This window comes from Sphingomonas hankookensis, assembly GCF_022664465.1.
Taxonomy (GTDB): Bacteria; Pseudomonadota; Alphaproteobacteria; order Sphingomonadales; family Sphingomonadaceae; genus Sphingomonas; species Sphingomonas hankookensis.
In genome coordinates, this window is sequence record NZ_JAKREV010000001.1 from 687,206 (window position 1) to 708,404 (window position 21,199).

Genomic DNA, 21,199 nt, shown 5'->3' on the forward strand with positions numbered 1-21,199 from the left:
GAACGGTGGGCAGGATCGCTGTCGCGTGCGTGCCGATTCGATGCAAGGCCACCGCAGGAATGGTGTAGGGTCGCTCTCGGGCGTCTCGCCCACGAAGGACAACGTCATGGCCAAGAGCCAGCAAAAGTCGAACAAGGAAATCCGCAAGCCCAAGGCGGTCAAGGAAAAGACCATTGCGGCCAACGCATCGACCAAGGACAAGCCGGTCGGCATGGTGACGATCAAGAACTGAGCCGGTTTTCGCGCCCGACCCGTCAACGGGCGGGCCGGGCCGAGCCGCTTCCGGACGAGGCGGCGGTGCGATACACGCCACGCATGTCGCTCAACCTCGGCCAACGCATCGCCCCGCCGCGCTTCATCGCCTTCGCACTGGTCGCCATGGCGGCCGGTCTGTGGAGCGTTCCCATGCTGGGCTGGCGCAACGGCGTGCCGCTGGCGTTCGATGCCGGCGCGGTCGTCTTCCTCCTGTCCTGCCTTCCCTTGCTCGGGGCATCGGCCGATGCGATGCGTGCCGCGGCGTTGCGCAACGACGCGAACCGCACGCTGTTGCTGTTGCTGTCGGCGGGGATCGCGATCGTGGTGCTGGCGGCCATCGCGATCGAACTGGGACAGCGCGGCACGCCCGGCGCCGGGATCGTGCTGCTGGTCGTCGCGACGCTGCTGCTCGCCTGGACCTTTGCCAACACCATCTACGCGCTGCATTACGCGCATCTGTTCTACACCGCCGACGCGGGCGGCAAGGACAGCGGCGGGATCGAGATGCCCGGCACCGACGAGCCGGATTATTGGGATTTCGTCTATTTCGCCTTCACGCTGGGCATGACGTTCCAGACGTCGGACGTGTCGATCACCTCGCGCACGATGCGGCGGACGGTGACCGGGCACTGCCTGATCGCGTTCGTGTTCAACCTGGGCGTGGTGGCGTTCAGCGTGAACGTGCTGGGCGGGTCCTGAGAAACCCCGAGCAGCTATCCCCGCGCGGGCGGGGATAAGGTCGGGCCGGCGCTTGCCTACTCCGCCGCCTGCGGCATCGCCGCGTTCGCCGCCTCGATCTCCTCAGCCTTCGCCTCAACCAGCTTGACGATATGCTCGATCATGTCGGCGTCCTGCACATGGTGGTCGGTGACGCCCGACAGATAGACCATGTGCTTGCCGTTGCCGCCGCCGGTGATGCCGATATCGGTCTCGCGCGCTTCGCCGGGGCCGTTGACGACGCAGCCGAGTACCGACAGCGACATCGGCGTCCGGATATGCTGCAACCGTTCCTCCAGCGCCTGCACGGTGCGGATCACGTCGAAGCCCTGCCGCGCACAGCTGGGGCACGACACGACGCGCACGCCGCGGTTGCGGATACCCAGCGCCTTCAGGATTTCGAACCCGACGCGCACTTCCTCTTCGGGCTCGGCCGACAGCGAGACGCGGATCGTGTCGCCGATCCCGAACCACAGCAGCGACCCGATACCGATCGACGACTTGACCGTGCCACCGACAAAGCCGCCCGCTTCGGTAATGCCCAGATGCAGCGGGCAGTCGACCATATCGGCCAGTTGCTGGTACGCCGCGACCGCGAGGAACAGGTCCGACGCCTTCACCGCGACCTTGAACTCGTGGAAGTCGTGGTCCTGCAACAGCTTGATATGGTCCATTGCCGACTCGACCAGTGCGTCGGGGCATGGCTCGCCATATTTTTCGAGCAGATGCTTTTCGAGGCTCCCGCCGTTCACGCCGATGCGGATCGCACAGCCATTGGCCTTCGCCGCGCGCACGACTTCGGCGACGCGCTCGTTCGATCCGATATTACCCGGATTGATCCGCAGGCAGGCGGCACCCGCATCGGCCGCTTCCAGCGCACGCTTATAGTGGAAATGGATGTCGGCGACGATCGGCACGCGCGACGCCCGGGTGATCTGGCGCAGCGCGGCGGTGCTCTCGACGTCGGGGCACGACACGCGGATGATGTCGGCGCCCGCCTCTTCGCAACGGCGGATCTGGTTGATCGTCGCCACCGCATCGGAGGTGTCGGTGTTGGTCATGGTCTGGACCGTGACCGGCGCGTCGCCACCGACGGGCACGTTGCCGACCATGATCTTGCGGCTTTGCCGGCGGTGAATATCGCGCCATGGGCGGATCGACATGCGCTTCTCGCTAACGTTTGGGTTACTCGGGGCCTGATATAGCCGCGCATTGCTTCACGCGAAAGTCGCGTCGGGAACCGGAATTGGCCGCAGCTACCACAACGTCGTCGTCACGACATTACGGCCTCGACTGGCTCCGCATCGCCGCCTTCGCCATCCTGATCGTATATCATATCGCGATGGCGTTCAGCCCGTGGCGCTGGGTGGTGACCACCGGCCATGCCTATAGCGAACTGATCGCGCCTATGGCGCTGGTCACGCCATGGCGGTTGGGGTTGCTGTTCGCCGTGTCGGGCTATGCCAGCGCGACGCTGGTGGCGCGGAGCGCTGCGCCTGCCACCTTCGCTGGCGAGCGGTCGCGGCGGCTGCTGATCCCGCTGGCGTTCGGGATGCTGGCGATCGTCCCCGCCGAAATGTGGGTGCGCGTGCTGGAGGAGGGGTATCCGCACGGCTATCTGCGCTTCTGGCTGGTCGATGGCTGGCGCTATGGCAGCTATTACGGCGTCGCCTTTCCCAGCTGGGAGCATCTGTGGTTCCTGGTCTACCTCTGGTGCTATTCGATGCTGCTCGCCGGCTTCGTCGCTTGGGGCGGCGCAACGCGGTGGATGGACCGGGCGGCGGCGTGGCTGGCGGTCGATGCGCGGCTGCTTTGGGCACCGATCGCGGTGATGACGACGGTGCGGCTCGGTGCGCTGTTCGTCGTGCCGGAGGGTCAGGGGCTGTTCCACGACGTCGCGGGCCATTCGCAATATCTGCCGTTGTTCGCGCTGGGTTTCCTGATCGCGCGGCGACCGGCGCTCTGGCGGGCGCTGCACCGTCATGCTGCCCTCGCCGCACTGCTCGCGGTCATCAGCGGGGCGATCGTCGTCGGGGTCGAACTCAGCTATCCCGGCGACACCGTGCCGCCGCACGTCGCGATGGCGGCCAATCGCGCCGCACGGTCGGTGATGGGCTGGTCGATGGTCGTCACACTGTTCTGCCTTGCCGACCGGTTCGCCAATCGTGACCATCGCTGGCGCGCATCGCTCGGCCGTGCGGTGTTTCCGGCCTATATCGTCCATCATCCGGTGATCGTGCTGGTGACGTGGTTCACCCTGCCGCTCGCGCTCAACCCATGGGCCGAGGCAGCGCTGCTGCTGATCGCGACGCTGCTCGCCTGCATCGCCGCCTACCTTCTCGCCCGCGCGGTGCCGCCGCTCGGCATCCTGTTGGGCGTGACGCCACCGCCGGTGCGCAAGGGTGGCAGCGCGCCTGCGATCTGCTAGCAGGCGGCGAAACCGCTATGCAGGATCATCCTATGTCGACCGCTTCCCCCCGCCCCTGGACCCTGCTGGTACATGGCGGCGCCGGTATCCTCACCCGCGATACGGTAAGCGCGGAAACCGACGCCGCCGCGCGCGCCGGCCTGGATGCTGCGCTCTCCGCCGGTGGAGCGGTGCTGTCCGGCGGCGGCAGCGCACTCGATGCGGTCGAAGCGGCGGTCCGCGTGCTGGAGGATGACCCGACCTTCAATTCGGGCCGGGGCGCGGTGCTGACCTTCGACGGCGCGATCGAACTCGACGCGGCGATCATGGACGGGCGCGACCGCAATGCCGGCGCGGTAGCCGGCGTCACCCGCAGCCGCCATCCCGTCACCCTCGCCCGCGCGGTGATGGAACACAGCCCGCACGTCCTGCTCGCCGGCACGGGCGCCGACACCTTTGCTACCGAACAGGGCGTCGAGCAGGTCGATCCCGACTGGTTCATGACTCCCGAGCGCCGCGCGCAACTGGACGCGATGAAGGCCGATCCCGACAACTGGTTCGACGTCGACATGAAGTACGGCACGGTCGGCGCGGTCGCGGTCGATGGCGGAGGCCATGTCGCCGCCGCGACCTCGACCGGCGGGGTGACGGCCAAGCGCTGGGGCCGGGTCGGCGATTCGCCGCTGATCGGCGCGGGCACCTATGCCGACGACCGCGCCTGCGCGATGTCGGCGACGGGGTCGGGCGAGTTCTTCATCCGCGTCGGCGTCGGCCATGAAATCGCGGCGCGCATCCGCTTCACCGGCGAGACGCTGCAGGAAGCCGCCGACACCGTGTTGACGGAAACGAAGGCGCTGGGCGGCACCGGCGGCGTCATCGTCGTCGGCCCCCATGGCGACGCGGCGTGGAGCCTGACCACCCCCGGTATGTATCGCGGCCGTGTGTCGCAGGACGGCGAGCGCCGCGTCGCGATTTACGGCGAAGAGGGATGAGCGGCCTCACCGGTCTGCATCACGTCGCGATCATCGCCTCGGACTATGATCGGTCGAAGGCGTTCTACACCGACATCCTCGGCTTCGCGATCATCCGCGAGGTGTGGCGCGCAGAACGCCGGTCGTGGAAATGCGACCTGACCATCTCCGGCGTGCAGATCGAACTGTTCACCTTCCCAGAAGCCCCGGCCCGCCCGTCGCGTCCCGAGGCACTCGGCCTGCGCCACCTCGCCTTCACCGTCGCCGATATCGATGCGGAAGTCGCGCGCCTGACCGCGCACGGCGTCGTCTGCGAAGCGACCCGCGTCGACGAACATACCGGACAGCGCTTCACCTTCTTCGCCGATCCCGACGGTCTGCCGCTCGAACTCTACGAAACACGCGCTGCGTAATCCTGCCCGCTTGCAGCGCGCGGCGAAGCGCGTAAGGGCCAAATCCATGATTCGCCGCCTGATCCTCGCGCTCGTCTGCGTCTTCGCGACCTCCCCCGCCTATGCCTATTGGGAATTCGGCCACGAAAGCGTCGCGACGATCGCGCGCCTGAACGTCCGCCCCGAAACGCGCGCGGCGATCGCGCGCATCCTGAAACATCAGGCGCTGCTCGAAACCCCGACCTGCCCGGCGCGCACCATCGAACAGGCAAGCGTGTGGGCCGATTGCGTCAAGCCGCTGGGCGACCGGTTCAGCTATGCGTATTCTTGGCATTATCAGAATGTCGACGTGTGCAAACCGTTCGACCTGAAATCGGCGTGCAAGGACGGCAATTGCGTGTCGGCGCAGATCGAACGCGACGTGAAGCTGCTGAAGGACCCGAAGGTCCCGATGCGCGAAAAGGTGATGGCGCTGGCCTTCCTCGTCCATTTCGTCGGCGACCTGCACATGCCGCTGCACGCCGGCGACCGTGGCGATCTGGGCGGCAACCGGGTGAAGGCGGATTACGGCGCGTACGGCCCCGAACGCTTCAACCTCCATTCGATCTGGGACGGGCCGCTCGCCGAACGCGCGATCAGTACGCCGCCGTCGATCCTGCGCGCCTATACCGTCGCCGAACGGGCACCGATCCAGGCCGGCAGCGTCGAGGACTGGAGCCGCGACAGCTGGACCGTCAGCCGCGACTATGCCTACGCCCCGGCCTATGGCGGCGACGCCTGCGCGCCCAAGAACGACCAGCGGGTGAAGCTGGACGATGCGACCATCGCCCGGCTGGTGCCGATCGCGCAGGATCAGGTGAAGAAGGGCGGCCTGCGCCTCGCCCGCCTGCTCGACGAGGCCCTGGGCTGAACAAGCATCGGCTGACGCTCAGCCATTGCGCCGCGCGTTCGCCCGTGTCAGCTTGCGCCCCAGGACCGACCGCGACCACGCGGCGAGCGACATGGGGGTAGGATGCGATTTTACGCGACGATCGCGGCGGCGGTGCTGCTGGCGGGCTGCGGCCTCGGCCCGGCGACGGGCGGACCCGAACTGACGGTGACCGGCCCGAGCGAGGCGGTGGCGGCCTTCGTCCGGAAGCAGGGGGCACAGCATCCCAGCCGTGCGACGACCTTTCCCGAAACGGTCGGCAATGGCCGCTCCAGCGCGCGGGTGATGCTGCCGGTCGGTACCGCCACACCGACGGTACAGGCGCTTATGCAACAGGCGGCGGTGGCCGGACTGACCATCGTGGTCGTGCAAAAGCAATGACATGGCCGGCGTGTGCGACCCGCCGGGCGCAACGCCGTTAACTAAATATTGGCGGCTGGAATGCGAAGCAGGCCGCATGATGTGGTCCTGTAGGACAGTGTTGTTTGCGCTGTTGCTGGCGATCGGCGTGTTCGGCGCCGCGTCGGCGCGCGCGCAGGCCGGCGTCGTCGGCGCGACCCTGTCCACCTGTGTCGCGCGCATCGCCCCGGGCGACAGCCCGCGAACGATGTTCGCCCGTCCCGACCGGTTCGACTGCACCACGCCGCAGACCGCCTATGCCCGCGGCGATTACTGGGTCCTGTCCGGCCCGCTGCCCGCCGCCACCGACGGATCGCGCCCGATCCGCGTACGCCAGGCCAGCGTGTGGCAGGATCGCCTCGCCGTCTACGCCCTCGCCGCCGATGGTCGCATCACCGGCGTCGCCAACGACCAGGTCGGCATCTCGCGCCACGTGCGGCTGGGTGCCGTGGTCGAGCATCGCTTCGCACCGAGCACCGCGCCGATCGTCCGGCTGCTCTGGCGGATCGATGGCGCCAGCAACCTGCGCGGGATCGTGGTCGGTCCGCGCATCGCCAGCGACGTCGACAGCATCCGGTCCGACCTGCTGTTCGCCGCCTTCTATGCGGCATTTATCGGGTTGGTTGGGGGATTGTTGATATACAACCTCGCGCTGTGGAACGTGCTGCGCCACGATTTCCAGCTGGCCTATTGCGGGGTGCTCGGTTGCCTGCTGTTCTATGCGCTGTCGTCGTCGGGCGCGCTGGCGTGGATGCTGCCCAGCGTCGAGAACAACCGCCGCATCCTGCTCAACTATGTCGTGCTGTGCTGGGGCATGTCGGCCGCGCTGACCTTCTGCGCGCATTTCTTCGAAACGCGCATCCTCGAAGGGTGGCCGCAGCGGTTGATCGCGGTCACCAGCTGGACCTTCGGCGTGCTGGGCGTGCTGTTCATGGCGGTCGGCGCCTTCGCCATAACGCCGCTCGACCGCCTCTATTCGCTGGTCATGTTCGCATCGCCCGCCATCGTGCTGGCCGTGTTGTGGCGCGCGTGGCAGCGGCAGAGCCGGTTCCTGTGGCTGTTCCTGATCAGCTGGATCTCACCCTTCGCCATGCTCGCGGTCCGTTCCTCCTATAATCTCGGGCTGGTGCCGTGGAGTTTCTGGATCGACAATTCGACGCTGGTGGCGATGGCGATCGAGACGCTGGTGGCCAGCATGGCGATCGCGCACCGCATCCTGATGCTCAGCCGAGAACGCGACGAAGCGGTGCGGCAGGAAGCGATCAGCCGCGAACTGGCCGATACCGATCCGCTGACCGGGCTGCTCAACCGCCGCGCCTTCCTCGCCCGCGCGATTCCCGCCGATGGTCCGCGCACGCTGATGCTGTTCGACATCGACCATTTCAAACAGGTCAACGACACGATCGGCCATGACGGCGGCGACGAGGTGCTGCGCCTGTTCGCCCGCACGCTGCGCTACTACGCGCTGCCCGGCGTCCTCGTCGCGCGGATGGGGGGCGAGGAGTTCGCCCTGCTGGGCGAGGAAGGCGCGATGCCCGATCCCGAACTGATGCTGGCGAGCGTCCGTGCCGAGCGCCTGCCCTTCGACCTGCGCATCACCAGCAGCATCGGCATCTGCCACGGGCCGCTCGCCGACGAGAATGACTGGAAACGGCTCTACCGCCTTGCCGACCAGGCGCTGTTCCAGGCCAAGACCGCCGGGCGCGACCGCGCCGGCCGCGCGCCGTCGGCGATAGCCGCCTGACGCTTTCGCATACGATCGCATACGATCGGTGCAACCCGGCTTGCACGATCCGCAACCGTTGCTTACACCCATGTAAATGAGCAGCAGCGCCCCCGTTCTCGACCGCTACGCCCACCCCGTATCGTGGGAGACGCCGCTGCCGCCGCTGTCCATGGTGACGCTGTTCGAGGAATCGGCCGCCAAGCGGGGCCAAGCGCCGCTGATTGACTTTCTCGGGCGGCATTACAGCTATGCCGAGACGAAGAACGGCGCCGACCGGGTCGCGTGCGGCCTCGCCGCGATGGGCTATGGGCCGGGCGACCGCATCGGCCTGTTCCTGCCCAACGTGCCGCATTACGTCGCGGCCTATTACGGCATCCTGAAACTCGGCGCGACGGTGGTGAACTTCTCGCCGCTCTATACGCCCCAAGAACTGGCGGCGCAGGTCGAGGATTCGGGGACGAAGCTGCTCTTCAGCCTGTCGGCCTCCGCCTTGCTGCCGACCGCGCTGAAGGTGCTGGAAGCCAGCTCGCTCGAACGGCTGATCGTCGGGTCGGTCGCGGGCGCGCTGCCGCCGGCCAAGTCGCTCTTCTACCGCTGGTTCCGGTCGCAGGAGGTGACGCCCCGCCCCGACGACGCCCGCGTCACCGCCTTCTCCGCGCTCATCGCCAATGACGGCGGCTGCGGCACGCCGGTGATCGATCCCGAACACGACCTCGCCCTGATCCAGTATACTGGCGGCACCACCGGCAGTCCCAAGGGCGCGATGCTGACCCATGCCAATCTGTCGGCCAATGCGCGGCAGGTCGCATGGCTCGACCCCGATGGCCCGACGCCCGGCGAACGCATCCTCGGCGCGCTGCCGATGTTCCACGTCTTCGCCAATACCTGCGTCCTCAACCGCACCGTCGTGACCGGCGGCGAGATCGTGATGCTGCCGCGCTTCGACGCCGGACAGGTGCTGGCCGCGATCACCCGTACCCGCGCCACCGCCATGCCCGGCGTGCCGACGATGTACCGCGCGCTGCTCGACCATCCGCGCTTGCCGCAGACCGACTTTTCCTCGCTGAAATTCTGCATTTCGGGCGGTGCGCCGATGCCGCCCGAACTCAAGGAACGGTTCGAAGCCGCGACCGGTGCGACGCTGGTCGAGGGCTATGGCCTGTCGGAAAGCTCGGGCGTCGTCTCGTGCAACCCCTATGCCGGCGCGCAAAAGGCCGGCAGCATCGGCCAGCCGATCGCCCAGACCCGGGTGCGGCTGGTCGACAAGGAAGACGCCAGCCGTGCGGCGCCGGAAGGTGAACCCGGCGAGATCGTGGTCGCCGGGCCGCAGATCATGGGTGGCTACTGGCACCGCCCCGACACCGACGACACGACCTTCTGCGTCGATGCCGAGGGCACGAAGTGGCTGCGCACCGGCGATGTCGGCACGATCGACGCGGACGGCTTCATCCGCATCGTCGACCGGTTGAAGGACATGATCGCGGTCGGCGGGTTCAAGGTGTTCCCGAGCGAGATCGAACGCGTCCTCTACCACCACCCCGCGATCCGCGAGGCATTGGTGATCGGCCTGCCCAACGACTATCGCGGCGAAAGCCCGCACGCCTATGTGACGCTGGCCGAGGATGCGGAAGTCGACGGCGCGGCGCTGAAGGCATGGCTAAACCCGCAACTGGGCAAGCACGAACGGGTCGACGAAGTGGTCGTCCGCCTGACCCTGCCGAAGACGATGATCGGCAAGCTGAGCCGCAAGGACCTGATCGCCGAAGTCATGGCGGCGCGCGGATAGCTCCCCGCCGTCACTCCGGACTTGATCCGGCGTCCCGCTTCTTCTCGGTTTTGCACGCGAAGGCGCGAAGGCACGAAGAAGAAATTGGTTCGCGCGGAGACGCGGAGGGGTTGCGGAGCAGGCGATTGCAGCCTGCCAGGCGAAGCCTCTTCCCTGCTGCACGAGAGATAGAGAGCCGCTGTCGCGGCGAGTGCAACCCCTCCGCGTCTCCGCGTCTCTGCGCGAAACCTAATCCCTCTTCTCTCCGCGCCTCCGCGTGAACCCGAATCCTTTCTACCACGGCCGAAATCCGGTACAGGCCCGCCGATGACCACCCCGAAAACCTTCCACGTCAAATCGTTCGGCTGCCAGATGAACGTCTATGACGGCGAGCGCATGGCCGAGTTGATGGCGGCGCAGGGCATGACCGCGACCGACGACGCGAACGCTGCCGATCTGGTCGTATTGAACACCTGCCACATCCGTGAAAAGGCGACCGAAAAGGTCTATTCGGATATCGGCCGCCTGCGCAAACATGGGTCGGACCCGATGATCGCCATCGCCGGCTGCGTCGCGCAGGCCGAGGGCGAGGAGATCGTCCGCCGCGCCAAGGTCGACGTGGTGGTGGGACCGCAGGCCTATCACAACCTGCCCAGGCTGGTCGCCGAGGCCGCGGCGGGCAAGCCCGCGCTCGACACCGACATGCCGCCCGAATCCAAGTTCGGCCACCTCCCCGCCCGCCGCCGCAGCGGGCCGTCGGCGTTCCTGACCGTGCAGGAGGGGTGCGACAAATTCTGCACCTATTGCGTGGTGCCCTATACCCGCGGCGCGGAGATCAGCCGCCCCTTCGCCCGCATCGTCGACGAGGCGAAGACGCTGGTCGATGGCGGCGCGCGCGAGATCACGCTGCTCGGGCAGAACGTCAATGCGTGGACCGATGCCGACGGCCGCGGGCTCGACGCGCTGATCCGCGAACTCGATCGCATCCCGGCATTGCAGCGCATCCGCTACACCACCAGCCATCCGAACGACATGACGCAAGGGCTGATCGACGCGCACGGCGACGTGGAAAAGCTGATGCCGTTCCTGCATCTGCCGGTACAGGCGGGCAGCGACCGCGTGCTGAAGGCCATGAACCGCAGCCACACCGCGGACAGCTATCTGCGCCTGCTCGACCGCGTGCGCGCCGTCCGGCCCGATATCGCGCTGTCGGGCGACTTCATCGTCGGTTTCCCCGGCGAAACCGAGGACGAGTTTCAGGAGACGCTGCGGCTGGTCGACGCGGTCGGCTATGCGCAGGCGTACAGCTTCAAATACTCGCCCCGCCCCGGCACCCCCGCCGCCGACATGGCCGGCGAAGTACCGATGGCGGTGATGGACGACCGGTTGCAACGGCTGCAGGCGTCGCTGTTGCGCGACCAGAAGGCGTTCAACGACGCCGCGATCGGCCGCATTTGCCACGTCCTCGTCGAACGGCAGGGGCGCCATGCCGGACAGATGCTCGGCAAGTCGCCGTGGCTGCAATCGGTGCATTTCGCCACCGACGCGGCCATCGGCGACATGGTCGAGGTGGAGATCGTCGCCGCCGGCCCGGTATCGCTGTCGGCCGTCGAGCGGATTCGGGTGGCGGCGTGAGCGAGGCGTTCGCGCTCGGCACGCGCGACGGCATTCCCGACGACATCGCCTATCTGCGCGCCCGCTACCCGCAGGGCGACTGGGCAGCGCATGTCAATTTCGGGCAGCTCTGCGACTTCTGGCTGCATGTCCACCGCTCGCTGCGCAGCGAAGGGGCGGCGGTGGAAGCGATCATCGCCGACTTTCGCGAAGGCCGCCTCGACGCGCGCGCCTTTCCGCAGCGTTTCGTGCCCGCGCTCAACCAGTTCCTCGGCCATCTCGACGGGCATCACCGGATCGAGGACGCGGTCTATTTCCCGAAGTTCCGCGCGCTCGACCCGCGCATGGCGCGGGGCTTCGACCTGCTGGAGGCCGATCACCACGCGATCCATGATGCGCTGGAGACGACCGTCGCCAGCGCGCGTGGCCTGCTCGCCAGCCTGACCGACCCCCGCGCCGCCGACACCCATGCCGCTGCCGCTACGACGCTAACCCGCCTGCTGCTGCGGCATCTGGGGGACGAGGAGGAGCTGGTGATCCCGGCGATGCTCGAACATGGCGAACGTCGCGTCGGCTGAACCGATCGCCGGATAATTCAAAAATTTGATATATTGTATCAGCAACTAAACCGGCGGCATCGCATTGCAGCGCCCGTGATCCCTCCATCATGGACCTTTGCACTATGACGACCCCCGCCAAGGGCTATGCCGCCCAGAGCGCCGACGCGACGCTCGCGCCCTTCTCGTTCGAGCGCCGCGATCCGCAGGCCACCGACGTCGCGATCGACATCCGCTATTGCGGCGTGTGCCACAGCGACCTGCACACCGCGCGCGGCGAATGGCCCGGCACGCTCTACCCCTGCGTTCCCGGCCACGAGATCGTCGGCACCGTCACTGCGGTCGGCAGCGACGTGACCAAATTCCAGGTCGGCGACACCGTCGGCATCGGCTGCATGGTCGACAGCTGCGGCGAGTGCCCGTCGTGCCACGAGGGCGAGGAGCAATATTGCACCGGCACCGGCTTCGTCGGCACTTATAACGGCCCGGACCCCGTACTCGGCGGCCATACCTTCGGCGGCTATAGCGACCATATCGTAGTCGATCAGGACTTCGTGCTGAAGATCCGCCACGACGAAGGCGACCTTGCCGCCGTCGCGCCGCTGCTGTGCGCCGGCATCACCACCTATTCGCCGCTCAAGCATTGGAGCGTCGGACCGGGGCAGAAGGTCGGCATCGTCGGCTTGGGCGGCCTTGGCCATATGGGCGTGAAGATCGCCGCGGCGATGGGGGCCGAGGTCTATGTCTTCTCGACCTCCCCGAACAAGCGCGACGACGCGATCCGGCTGGGTGCCAAGGACCTGATCGTGTCGAAGGACGAAGCGGCAATGGGCGAGCATGCCGGCAGCTTCGACTTCATCCTCAACACCGTTGCCGCCAGCCACAACCTCGACCAGTTCCTCGGGCTGCTCAAGCGCGACGGCACGATGACGCTGGTCGGCGTGCCGGAAACCCCGCACCCCTCGCCTTCGGTCGGTGCGCTGGTGTTCGGCCGCCGCTCGATCGCCGGATCGCTGATCGGTGGCATCGCCGAGACGCAGGAGATGCTCGATTTCTGCCACCAGCACGGGCTGACCGCCGATATCGAACTGATCGACATGGCCGAGATCGAAACCGGCTATGACCGGATGGCGAAAAGCGACGTGAAGTATCGCTTCGTCATCGACATGGCGACGCTCGACTGACGAAACCGGGGGATGCGGCGATCCGTGGCATCCCCCGCTGTTTTAGGACTGTTGCGCGGCGTCCCGCTCTGCCATCATCGCTGGCGATGCAGTCGCGCCGCGCCGCCCCCGGGCTCCCCCATCCGCCTTCGTGCGTTGATGGCATGATGCACGACTTCGCCCCTTCGCTCGCCTTGCCCGGCCGGACGCACCCCGCGTTCCGGCCGTTTCTCGAAAGGATCGCATGAGCCGCAAGCCCGTCCCCGCCCAAGCCGGTCAGCGCGCCCGCGCCGAGCTGAGCTTCGACAAGCCGCAACTTCTCTCGCGCCTGTTCGGCGAATTCGACGCGAACCTGCTCGCGCTCGAGGAACGGCTGGGCGTCTACATCACCGCACGCGGCGATCGCGTCGGGATCGAGGGGTCGGCCGAGGCGGTGGCACACGCCCGCGAGGTGCTGAACGAACTCCACCGCCGCATCCTGCGCGGCGAGGAGGTCGACCCCGGCCTGATCGACGCGGTGATCGCCATGTCGTCGCAGCCGGCGCTCGACGGCATCTTCCGCGCCGAGAATGGCGAAGGCGCGCCGTCGATCATGATCCGGACGCGCAAGAAGACGATCGTCCCGCGCACCATCGCGCAGGCCAGCTACATGCACCAGCTGCTCGGCAACGACATCATCTTCGCGCTGGGGCCGGCGGGCACCGGCAAGACCTATATCGCGGTCGCGCAGGCGGTGGCGCAGCTCATCACCGGCAGCGTCCAGCGGCTGATCCTGTCGCGCCCGGCGGTCGAGGCGGGCGAAAAGCTCGGCTTCCTGCCCGGCGACATGAAGGAGAAGGTCGATCCCTACCTCCGCCCGCTCTACGACGCGCTGAACGACTGCCTGCCCGCCGAACAGGTCGAACGCCGCATCCTGTCGGGCGAGATCGAAATCGCGCCGATCGCCTTTATGCGCGGCCGCACATTGGCCGACGCTTTCGTCATCCTCGACGAGGCACAAAACACCACCCCGGCGCAGATGAAGATGTTCCTCACGCGCTTCGGACAGAACAGCCGGATGGTGGTGTGCGGCGATCCCAACCAGACCGACCTTCCCGGCGGCGTGCAGGCCTCGGGCCTTGCCGACGCCACCCGCCGGCTGGAAGGGATCGAGGGCATCGCCTTCGCCCGCTTCGGAGCCGGCGACGTCGTGCGCCACCCGATCGTCGGGCGGATCGTCGAGGCGTATGAAGGTCAGGATGCTTGAGTCGAGGGATATCCTGCATTACCTTGCAGGATATCCTTTCGGAGGCCGATAATGGCATCGCTATACATCAAGGACCCGGAAACCGCCGCGGCGGTTGCGCGCGTGGCCGAACGGCTCGGCACAAGCAAGACGCAGGTTGTGCGCGACGCCATTCGCCGGGTCGAGGATGATCTCGAAAAGGCCAGCCGGCGCCAGGACCTCCACGAATGGATGCGGGAATATCGCGCGAAACATCCGCTCCCGCCTCCCACCGGACTGGAAGCGGACAAGGCATTCTACGACTGGCTGTCGGGCGAGGAAGATGTCGTTGACCCTGTTCGTTGATGCGTCGGCACTGGTCGCGATGATTGCTGGTGAACCGGACAGCGGTGCGCTGATCAGCCGTCTGATGGATGATCCCGACCCACTCTGGTCGGCGATGACCGAATGGGAAACCGTTCTCGCGTTATGCCGGTCTTATCGCTACCCGATCGAGCGTGCCCGGCGGGAGGTGCGTGACACCGCAGCGGCTGCGGCGTTGCGACGCGTGGATATCGGAACCGACGAATCACGGGTCGCACTCGACGCTTACGATCGCTACGGCAAGGGCCGCCACGAAGCCAAACTCAACATGGGCGATTGCTTCGCCTATGCCTGCGCCCGTACCAACAACGCCACATTGCTCTACAAGGGCGACGACTTCGCAAGGACCGACCTCGCATGATCGACATCGCCGTACAGGCAGAGGCCGACTGGCCGCAGGACATCGACTGGGAGGCGCTGGCCACCCGCGCCGCCAACGCCGCAATCGGCCGCACGCCGCAGGGCGAATGGCTGACCGACCCGGCGCTGATCGAGGTCGCGGTGCGGCTGACCTCGGACGACGAGGTACAGACGCTCAACCGGCAGTACCGGCAGAAGGACAAGCCGACCAACGTTCTGTCCTTCCCGATGATCCAGCCCGACCTGCTGTCGACCGTCACGCAGAACAGCGATGATGGCGAGGTGCTGCTGGGCGATATCGTCCTCGCCCACGGCGTCTGTGCCGCCGAGGCGGCCGAACGCGGCATTTCGGTCGCCGATCATGCCACGCACCTGATTGTCCATGGCTGCCTGCATTTGCTAGGGCACGACCATCAAAATGATGCCGAGGCGGAAGCCATGGAGGCGATCGAGCGTTCGACGCTCGCCGAACTCGGCCTGCACGATCCCTATCCGGTTACAGAGGACTGACACGACCATCATGGCCGACGTTTCGACCAGCACCACGCCCGGCGACAGTAGCAGCTCCGAAGGGGGCATATGGCGGGGGCTGCGCTCGCTGATCTTCGGCACCGACGCCAGTGAGACGCTGCGCGAACGGATCGAGGAAGTGATCGCGGCGCATGAGGACGAAAACGACGCACCGGTCGCGGGCGACCTGTCGCCGATCGAACGCAAGATGTTGCGCAACATCCTGCATTTCGGCGAACGCGATGCCGGCGACATGGGCGTGCCGCGCGCCGACATCGTCGCGCTGGAGGAAAACACATCCTTTGCCGATGTCGTGAAACTGTTCGCCGAGGCGGGGCACAGCCGCTTGCCGGTCTATCGCGAGAAGCTCGATACCATCGTCGGCATGGTCCATGTGAAGGACGTGTTCGCGATCCTGGCCAAGGGCGAGGAGCATCCGCCGACCGCGATCGGGCTGCTGCGCCAGCCGCTCTATGTCCCGCAGTCGATGGGCACGCTCGACCTGCTCGCGCAGATGCAGGCCAGCCGCACCCATCTCGCCATCGTGCTCGACGAATATTCGGGCACCGACGGCCTGATCACGATCGAGGATCTGGTCGAGGAAATCGTCGGCGCGATCGAGGATGAGCATGACGAAGCACCGACCGACCTGTTCGTGCCGCTGGAGGGCGGCGCGTGGGAAGCCGATGCCCGTGCCGAGCTAGAGGACGCCGCCGAACTGATCGACCCGCGACTGGGCGAAGTCGAGGAAGACGTCGAGACGCTGGGCGGGCTCGCCTTCGTCCTTGCCGGCGAAGTCCCGAAACAGGGCACCTGCCTCGACCACCCCTCGGGCTGGAAGATCGAGATCGTCGCCGCCGACAATCGCCGCGTGCTGCGCCTGCGCCTTCACCCGCCGCTGCCGCAAGTAGAGGAATAGCGTCGGATCGCCAGATCCTCCCCACCCCGTGGGGAGGACGACCGCTCGCGCCAGTGAGGGGTGGAGGGGCGTCGCCGCGAACGGCACGGACGCGCCATTACGTTGCTCGCAGTGTCCCGGATTGCCACAAATCGCCCGATCCGATCACAGATGCCGAAACGCTCCGCTTCCCCTGCCATGCTTTGGGCATATTGTTTTTTCACAAGTCGGGCTCGGATAACCGATTCGGCTCAGCGGAAACGATAGCGTAACGCGGCCCGCGCTACGCTTTATGGATCGGCAGGCATCGCGCGATGCGGCTGCGGCTATTGGCCGCGCCCGTCCAGGTGCCGCCGACGGGCCGCCGGTGCTACTCCCTTGGCATCGGCGGCCCTTTTCATGTCCGCGCGATACGCGCTGCGAAACAGCCGCGTACCGCAAAATGGGCGTGGAGATAGGCGACGTCGCTCCGCGCCAGCAACTGTCCGATCATGTCGTGCGCCGCATCGCCCGACACCAGTGCCGCGGCGGTCATCGCATCCGCTTCGTCGAAGGCGCGCAACGACAGCATCCGCCGCGTCAGCATCGTTGGGACATGATCGGTGAAGACGGCCGCCTGATCGGCACCTTCGCGCACGAAGATCGCATGCGACGCACGATATGGCGTCGCCGCCGGCTGATGGACATAATGCACCAGCAACAACGGCTCGCCGATCGCGGCGTCGCGCAGGCCGATCCGGTCGGGATAGCCGAACGCGGCATCGGCCACGACGCGCTGCGCCAGCCGCCCGGCTAGCGCGTTTGCATCCATCCCGTACAGGTCGCGGAACGGTGCGGGATCCAGCCCGCGAATCACGAAACCCATCGCCCATCTCCTGTGCTGGCGACCGCTATCGTCCGGCCGAACGGACCCCGCGCGCGACAATCGGACGCGGCCCCTTCCCCCCGTCCGCCCGCCGCCTTATCCATGACGCCATGCGCAAACACGCCATCCGTTTCGGAATCGTCCTGCTGGTCCTCGTCGCCGGCCTCGTCTTCTATTTCACCCGGCCCGACCGGGCGCAGTTGAGCGAGAACGCCGTCGCCGGCCGCACCCCGCAGCTGTCGCAGGTGCGGGAACAGAATATCCCGACGGTTCGCGTCGCCGAACCGACCGGCTGGAAGGACGGCCAGACCCCGACCGCGCCCGCCGGACTGCAGGTACAGGCGTTCGCCAAAGGCCTCGACCATCCGCGCTGGCTCTACCGCCTCGCCAATGGCGACGTACTGGTTGCGGAGACCAACAGCCCTCCGCGCGACGGCGGCGGCATCACCGGCTTCTTCATGCGCCTGTTCATGAAGCAGGCCGGCGCCGGCGCACCCTCGGCCAACCGCATCACGCTGTTGCGTGACGCCAATGGCGATGGCGTGGCGGAGGGGCGCTCGACGCTGCTGACCGGGCTCAATTCGCCGTTCGGCATGGCGGTGGTCGGCGACTGGCTCTACGTCGCCAACACCGATGCGCTGGTCCGCTACCCCTTCCGCGTCGGCCAGACCCGGATCACCGCGGACGCGGAAAAGATCGTCGACCTGCCCGGCGGCGGCAATCACTGGGCGCGCAACGTCGTCGCCGATCCCGACGGCAAGTCGCTCTATGTCAGCGTCGGTTCGGCGTCGAACATCGCCGAAAACGGGCTGGAGATCGAAAAGAACCGCGCCGCGATCTGGCAGGTCGACCCGGTCAAGAAGAGCTTCCGCATCTATGCCACCGGCCTGCGCAACGCGAACGGCATGGCATTCGAACCGCGCACCCGCGACCTGTGGGCGGTGGTCAACGAACGCGACATGCTCGGGTCCGACATGCCGCCCGACTACCTGACCAAGGTGGAGTTCGGCGGCAACTATGGCTGGCCGTGGCATTATTGGGGCGGATACATCGACGACCGCGTCCAGCCGCAGCGGCCCGACCTGCGCCAATATGTCGCCCGCCCCGACTATGCGCTGGGTGCCCATGTCGCCCCGCTCGGCCTCGCCTTCACCAGCGACATGCGGCTGGGCCAGCGCTTTGCCAACGGCGCGGCGATTGGGCTGCACGGATCGTGGAACCGCGTGCCGCCGTCGGGCTACAAGGTCGTGTACGTGCCGTTCGCAGCGAATGGCGGCTTCCCGGCGGCCAACGCCAAGCCGGTCGACCTGCTGAACGGCTTCCTGTCCGCCGATGGCAAGCAGGCCTATGGCCGCCCGGTCGGGGTTATCGCCGACCGCACCGGCGCGATGCTGGTCGCCGACGATGTGGGCAACGTCATCTGGCGGGTGAGCCAGCCGCGGGCGGCGCGGTAACTCCGTCACCCGCCCCCAAACGTCACCCCAGCGAAGGCTGGGGTCTCCCGGTTATAGCGTATTGCAGGAGCCGCGAGAGACCCCAGCCTTCGCTGGGGTGACGGTGAGGGCAAAGTCCGGCGCTACTTCAACAACGCCGGGCCATCCCGCCCCAGCTTCTCCTTGATCTTGTTCGCGAACATCGCCAGCATCGGCGGCAGGTCGAGCACCGCATGGACATGGGCGTCGTGCATCTCGCAGCGCGCCTTGATCGTCTGCCCCATGCCGCTGACCGTGAAGTGCAACGTGTCGCCGTCCCAATGCTTGTCGTGCAGCACGCCGCCGGGGATCATCCCCGCCAGCTTGTCGATACCACCATTGATCCGCTGCCGCACGCCGGCGCGACCGAGCTGGTGGGGAATGTCGACTTCGACCGGCTGATTCATGAAAACTCCTCTTCACGCCTAATCTAGTGGCTGACGCTGTTCGAAAACAGGTTCATCACGACGACCCCGGCGATGATCAGCGCCATGCCGAGCATTGCCGGCCAGTCCAGCCGCTGCCCCTGAAAACCCCAGGCGATCGATGCGACCAGCACGATCCCGACCCCGGACCAGATCGCATAGGCGATGCCGGTCGGCATGGTGCGCAGCGCCAGCGAGAGGCAGTAGAACGCGACCGCATAGCCGGCGACCGTCACCAGCGACGGACCGAGCTTCGTGAAACCGGCGGTCGCGCGCATCGTCGATGTGGCGATCACTTCGGCGACGATCGCGATGGCGAGCCAAGTGTAGGCGGTCATGGGGTGGAGATAGGGTGGTGGTGCCTGGCATGGAAGCGCGGCGGTCGCGCGTGGTTCTCCACAAGCTCGAACGGAACGGAGGTCGGGCGCCTCCTCCCCTTTTCCTGTCCCCTTTTCCTCCCGTTCGGTTCGAGCAGCTTCGAGCTTGTCGAGAAGCGTTTGTCGAGAACGCGTCGTTCGTGGCACACCGTTCTCGACAAGCTCGAACCAAACGGGATGGAAAGGAGCCCCCTTGCACCCACCCCCCGCACAGCGGATATGCGGCGCCGTGCCCGCTCTTCTCGCCCTGCTCGCCGGCCTGACCTCGGCCCTCGGTTTCGCGCCGCTCGGATGGTGGCCGGTGACACTCGCCGCGCTGGCGTTGTGGCTGTGGGTCGTCCACCGCGCGCCGACGCTGAAGGCGGCATTGTGGCGGTCGTGGCTGTTCGGCGTCGCTCATTTTACGGTGGGCAACAACTGGATTCAGCACGCCTTCGACTTTCAGGACCGGATGCCCCCGGTGCTCGGCTATGTCGCGGTGGTCGGCCTCGCGCTCTATCTCGCAATATACCCCATGCTGGCGGGCGGGATCGCGTGGAAACTCGGCCGGCGCAGCGACCGCCCCGACCTCGCCTATGTCGCCGTCGCCGCGGCGGCGTGGATCGCGACCGAATATCTCCGCGCGGTCGTCTTCACCGGCTATGCGTGGAACCCGATCGGCGTGATCTGGGTGCCGACGCCGCTGCGGGCGGTCGCCACCGTCACCGGCACCTACGCACTGTCGGGGCTGACCGTGCTGCTGAGCGCCGCGATCCTCCTCCCACGACCGAAGGTCCGCGCCGGCGTCCTCGTCGCGCTCGCGCTGCTGACACTGGTCCCCGGCGACATCCGGCAGACGCCGCCCGCGGTCGCCGCCAACGCCCCGCGTGTCCGCGTCGTGCAACCCAATTTCCCGCAGGAAGCCGTCCGCAGCCCCGGCTATGACGACCGCCTGCTCGACAAGCAGATCGAACTGTCCGGCACCCCCGGCACCGCCCCGCGCCTCGTCGTCTGGCCCGAAGGCACCGTCAACTTCTACCTCGAGGACGGCTATCCGTTCGAATGGTACGACGCCTCCCCCTCGCTGATGCGCGCCCGGATCGCCAGCGTGCTCGGCCCCCGCGACGTCGCGCTGGTCGGCGGCACCGCGCTCATCTTCGGGCAGGATCGCGAGTTGCAGGGAGCCGGCAATTCGGTGTTCGCTATCACCCCCGACACCCGCATCATCGGCCGCTATGACAAGGCGCATCTGGTGCCGGGCGGCGAATATCTGCCGATGCGATCGATCCTCCAGCCGCTCGGCCTCTCGCGCCTCGTGATGGGCGATATCGACTTCGCCCCCGGCCCCGGTCCCGCCGCGCTCACGCTGCCCGGCTTCGGATCGGTGGGCATGCAGATTTGCTACGAGATCATCTTTTCGGGGCAGGTCGTCGACCGCGCACACCGCCCCGCCCTTCTCTTCAACCCGTCGAACGACGCATGGTTCGGCGCGTGGGGTCCGCCGCAGCATCTGGCGCAGGCGCGGCTGCGCGCAACCGAGGAAGGGCTGCCGATCCTGCGCGCCACTCCGACCGGCATCTCGGCGGTGATCGACGCGTCAGGCGCGCTGGTGGCGACCATCCCCGCGAACCGCGCCGACGCGATCGAGGTACCGCTGCCCGCGCCCCATGCCCCGACGCTGTTCGCGCGCGTCGGCAACTGGATGGCATTGCTGGCGATAGTTTTGCTGTCCGCCCTCGCGATTGCCATCCGCCGCCGTGCGCGCTAGGGCTCCGACATAAGGAAAGCTTTATATGCGGCATGGCAACGGCCGCGCGCTTTCCCTCTAGCC

The 21,199-nt window shown here is 67.1% G+C and carries 23 protein-coding genes; 19 read left to right on the forward strand and 4 right to left on the reverse strand.

From position 1 onward, the window contains the following. Positions 1–106 precede the first annotated feature (106 nt). On the forward strand, positions 107–232 hold the full coding sequence (locus MF610_RS19035) for a hypothetical protein (protein WP_277923835.1): 126 nt from the start codon (positions 107–109) through the stop codon (positions 230–232). Positions 233–315: 83 nt separating this feature from the next. Then, positions 316–954: a DUF1345 domain-containing protein gene (locus MF610_RS03170; protein WP_242192665.1), complete on the forward strand. Its 639-nt coding sequence runs from the start codon at positions 316–318 to the stop codon at positions 952–954. 56 nt (positions 955–1,010) lie between these two features. Here the strand turns inward: MF610_RS03170 and ispG are convergent, their stop codons facing one another. After that, the gene (gene ispG / locus MF610_RS03175) at positions 1,011–2,135 is read right to left on the reverse strand and encodes a flavodoxin-dependent (E)-4-hydroxy-3-methylbut-2-enyl-diphosphate synthase (protein WP_242192668.1); all 1,125 of its coding nucleotides are present in this window, start codon (positions 2,133–2,135) and stop codon (positions 1,011–1,013) included. An 83-nt stretch (positions 2,136–2,218) separates the two neighbouring features. Between ispG and MF610_RS03180 the strand changes: the two genes are divergently transcribed. The 15 genes from MF610_RS03180 to MF610_RS03250 all read left to right on the forward strand — a co-directional run bounded on the left by MF610_RS03180 (position 2,219) and on the right by MF610_RS03250 (position 16,271). Continuing rightward, positions 2,219–3,400 carry an acyltransferase family protein gene (locus tag MF610_RS03180; RefSeq protein ID WP_242192669.1) on the forward strand — a complete coding sequence of 394 codons (1,182 nt, stop codon included), beginning with the start codon at positions 2,219–2,221 and terminating at the stop codon, positions 3,398–3,400. 32 nt (positions 3,401–3,432) lie between these two features. Continuing rightward, the gene (locus MF610_RS03185) at positions 3,433–4,371 is read left to right on the forward strand and encodes an isoaspartyl peptidase/L-asparaginase family protein (protein WP_242192670.1); all 939 of its coding nucleotides are present in this window, start codon (positions 3,433–3,435) and stop codon (positions 4,369–4,371) included. Further along, the gene (gloA2, locus tag MF610_RS03190) at positions 4,368–4,763 is read left to right on the forward strand and encodes an SMU1112c/YaeR family gloxylase I-like metalloprotein (RefSeq protein ID WP_242192672.1); all 396 of its coding nucleotides are present in this window, start codon (positions 4,368–4,370) and stop codon (positions 4,761–4,763) included. Before MF610_RS03185 ends, gloA2 begins: the two co-directional genes overlap by 4 nt. Positions 4,764–4,809: 46 nt before the next feature. Then, positions 4,810–5,652, forward strand: coding sequence for a S1/P1 nuclease (locus MF610_RS03195; protein ID WP_242192674.1), 843 nt, complete (start codon positions 4,810–4,812; stop codon positions 5,650–5,652). Positions 5,653–5,754: 102 nt separating this feature from the next. Further along, positions 5,755–6,051 (forward strand): hypothetical protein, encoded by a 297-nt coding sequence (locus tag MF610_RS03200; RefSeq protein WP_242192675.1) that lies wholly within the window; start codon positions 5,755–5,757, stop codon positions 6,049–6,051. Positions 6,052–6,148: 97 nt separating this feature from the next. Next, complete coding sequence (locus MF610_RS03205; protein WP_242192678.1) at positions 6,149–7,813, forward strand: GGDEF domain-containing protein; 1,665 nt, start codon at positions 6,149–6,151, stop codon at positions 7,811–7,813. A gap of 76 nt (positions 7,814–7,889) precedes the next feature. Beyond that, complete coding sequence (locus MF610_RS03210) at positions 7,890–9,581, forward strand: long-chain-fatty-acid--CoA ligase (protein ID WP_242192680.1); 1,692 nt, start codon at positions 7,890–7,892, stop codon at positions 9,579–9,581. A gap of 306 nt (positions 9,582–9,887) precedes the next feature. After that, positions 9,888–11,195 carry a tRNA (N6-isopentenyl adenosine(37)-C2)-methylthiotransferase MiaB gene (gene miaB, locus MF610_RS03215; RefSeq protein ID WP_242192685.1) on the forward strand — a complete coding sequence of 436 codons (1,308 nt, stop codon included), beginning with the start codon at positions 9,888–9,890 and terminating at the stop codon, positions 11,193–11,195. Continuing rightward, entirely contained in the window at positions 11,192–11,752 is a 561-nt protein-coding gene (locus MF610_RS03220; RefSeq protein WP_242192686.1) for a hemerythrin domain-containing protein, read from the forward strand. Before miaB ends, MF610_RS03220 begins: the two co-directional genes overlap by 4 nt. Before the next feature lie 104 nt (positions 11,753–11,856). Then, positions 11,857–12,915, forward strand: coding sequence for an NAD(P)-dependent alcohol dehydrogenase (locus tag MF610_RS03225; protein ID WP_242192688.1), 1,059 nt, complete (start codon positions 11,857–11,859; stop codon positions 12,913–12,915). A 223-nt stretch (positions 12,916–13,138) separates the two neighbouring features. Then, entirely contained in the window at positions 13,139–14,140 is a 1,002-nt protein-coding gene (locus MF610_RS03230) for a PhoH family protein (protein ID WP_242192690.1), read from the forward strand. Between the two features lie 51 nt (positions 14,141–14,191). Then, the gene (locus MF610_RS03235; RefSeq protein WP_242192692.1) at positions 14,192–14,464 is read left to right on the forward strand and encodes a type II toxin-antitoxin system VapB family antitoxin; all 273 of its coding nucleotides are present in this window, start codon (positions 14,192–14,194) and stop codon (positions 14,462–14,464) included. Further along, positions 14,442–14,843 carry a type II toxin-antitoxin system VapC family toxin gene (locus MF610_RS03240; protein WP_339328507.1) on the forward strand — a complete coding sequence of 134 codons (402 nt, stop codon included), beginning with the start codon at positions 14,442–14,444 and terminating at the stop codon, positions 14,841–14,843. The genes MF610_RS03235 and MF610_RS03240 overlap by 23 nt, the downstream gene beginning before the upstream one ends. After that, the gene (gene ybeY, locus MF610_RS03245) at positions 14,840–15,352 is read left to right on the forward strand and encodes an rRNA maturation RNase YbeY (RefSeq protein ID WP_242192696.1); all 513 of its coding nucleotides are present in this window, start codon (positions 14,840–14,842) and stop codon (positions 15,350–15,352) included. The genes MF610_RS03240 and ybeY overlap by 4 nt, the downstream gene beginning before the upstream one ends. A 10-nt stretch (positions 15,353–15,362) precedes the next feature. After that, positions 15,363–16,271, forward strand: coding sequence for a hemolysin family protein (locus tag MF610_RS03250; protein WP_242192698.1), 909 nt, complete (start codon positions 15,363–15,365; stop codon positions 16,269–16,271). 376 nt (positions 16,272–16,647) lie between these two features. On the opposite strand, the gene MF610_RS03255 is transcribed toward MF610_RS03250, so the two are convergent. Further along, positions 16,648–17,115 (reverse strand): DUF1203 domain-containing protein, encoded by a 468-nt coding sequence (locus MF610_RS03255; protein WP_242192700.1) that lies wholly within the window; start codon positions 17,113–17,115, stop codon positions 16,648–16,650. A gap of 110 nt (positions 17,116–17,225) precedes the next feature. Here MF610_RS03255 and MF610_RS03260 point away from each other — a divergent pair, with 110 nt between their 5' ends. Beyond that, positions 17,226–18,569, forward strand: coding sequence for a PQQ-dependent sugar dehydrogenase (locus MF610_RS03260; RefSeq protein WP_242192701.1), 1,344 nt, complete (start codon positions 17,226–17,228; stop codon positions 18,567–18,569). Positions 18,570–18,691: 122 nt separating this feature from the next. On the opposite strand, the gene MF610_RS03265 is transcribed toward MF610_RS03260, so the two are convergent. Next, complete coding sequence (locus MF610_RS03265; protein WP_242192703.1) at positions 18,692–18,994, reverse strand: polyhydroxyalkanoic acid system family protein; 303 nt, start codon at positions 18,992–18,994, stop codon at positions 18,692–18,694. 23 nt (positions 18,995–19,017) lie between these two features. Beyond that, positions 19,018–19,350 carry a DMT family transporter gene (locus MF610_RS03270; RefSeq protein ID WP_242192704.1) on the reverse strand — a complete coding sequence of 111 codons (333 nt, stop codon included), beginning with the start codon at positions 19,348–19,350 and terminating at the stop codon, positions 19,018–19,020. A 268-nt stretch (positions 19,351–19,618) separates the two neighbouring features. Between MF610_RS03270 and lnt the strand changes: the two genes are divergently transcribed. Then, a complete protein-coding gene (gene lnt / locus MF610_RS03275) occupies positions 19,619–21,136 on the forward strand; it encodes an apolipoprotein N-acyltransferase (protein WP_242192705.1) in 1,518 nt (505 codons plus the stop codon). The last annotated feature ends 63 nt before the right edge of the window (positions 21,137–21,199 follow it).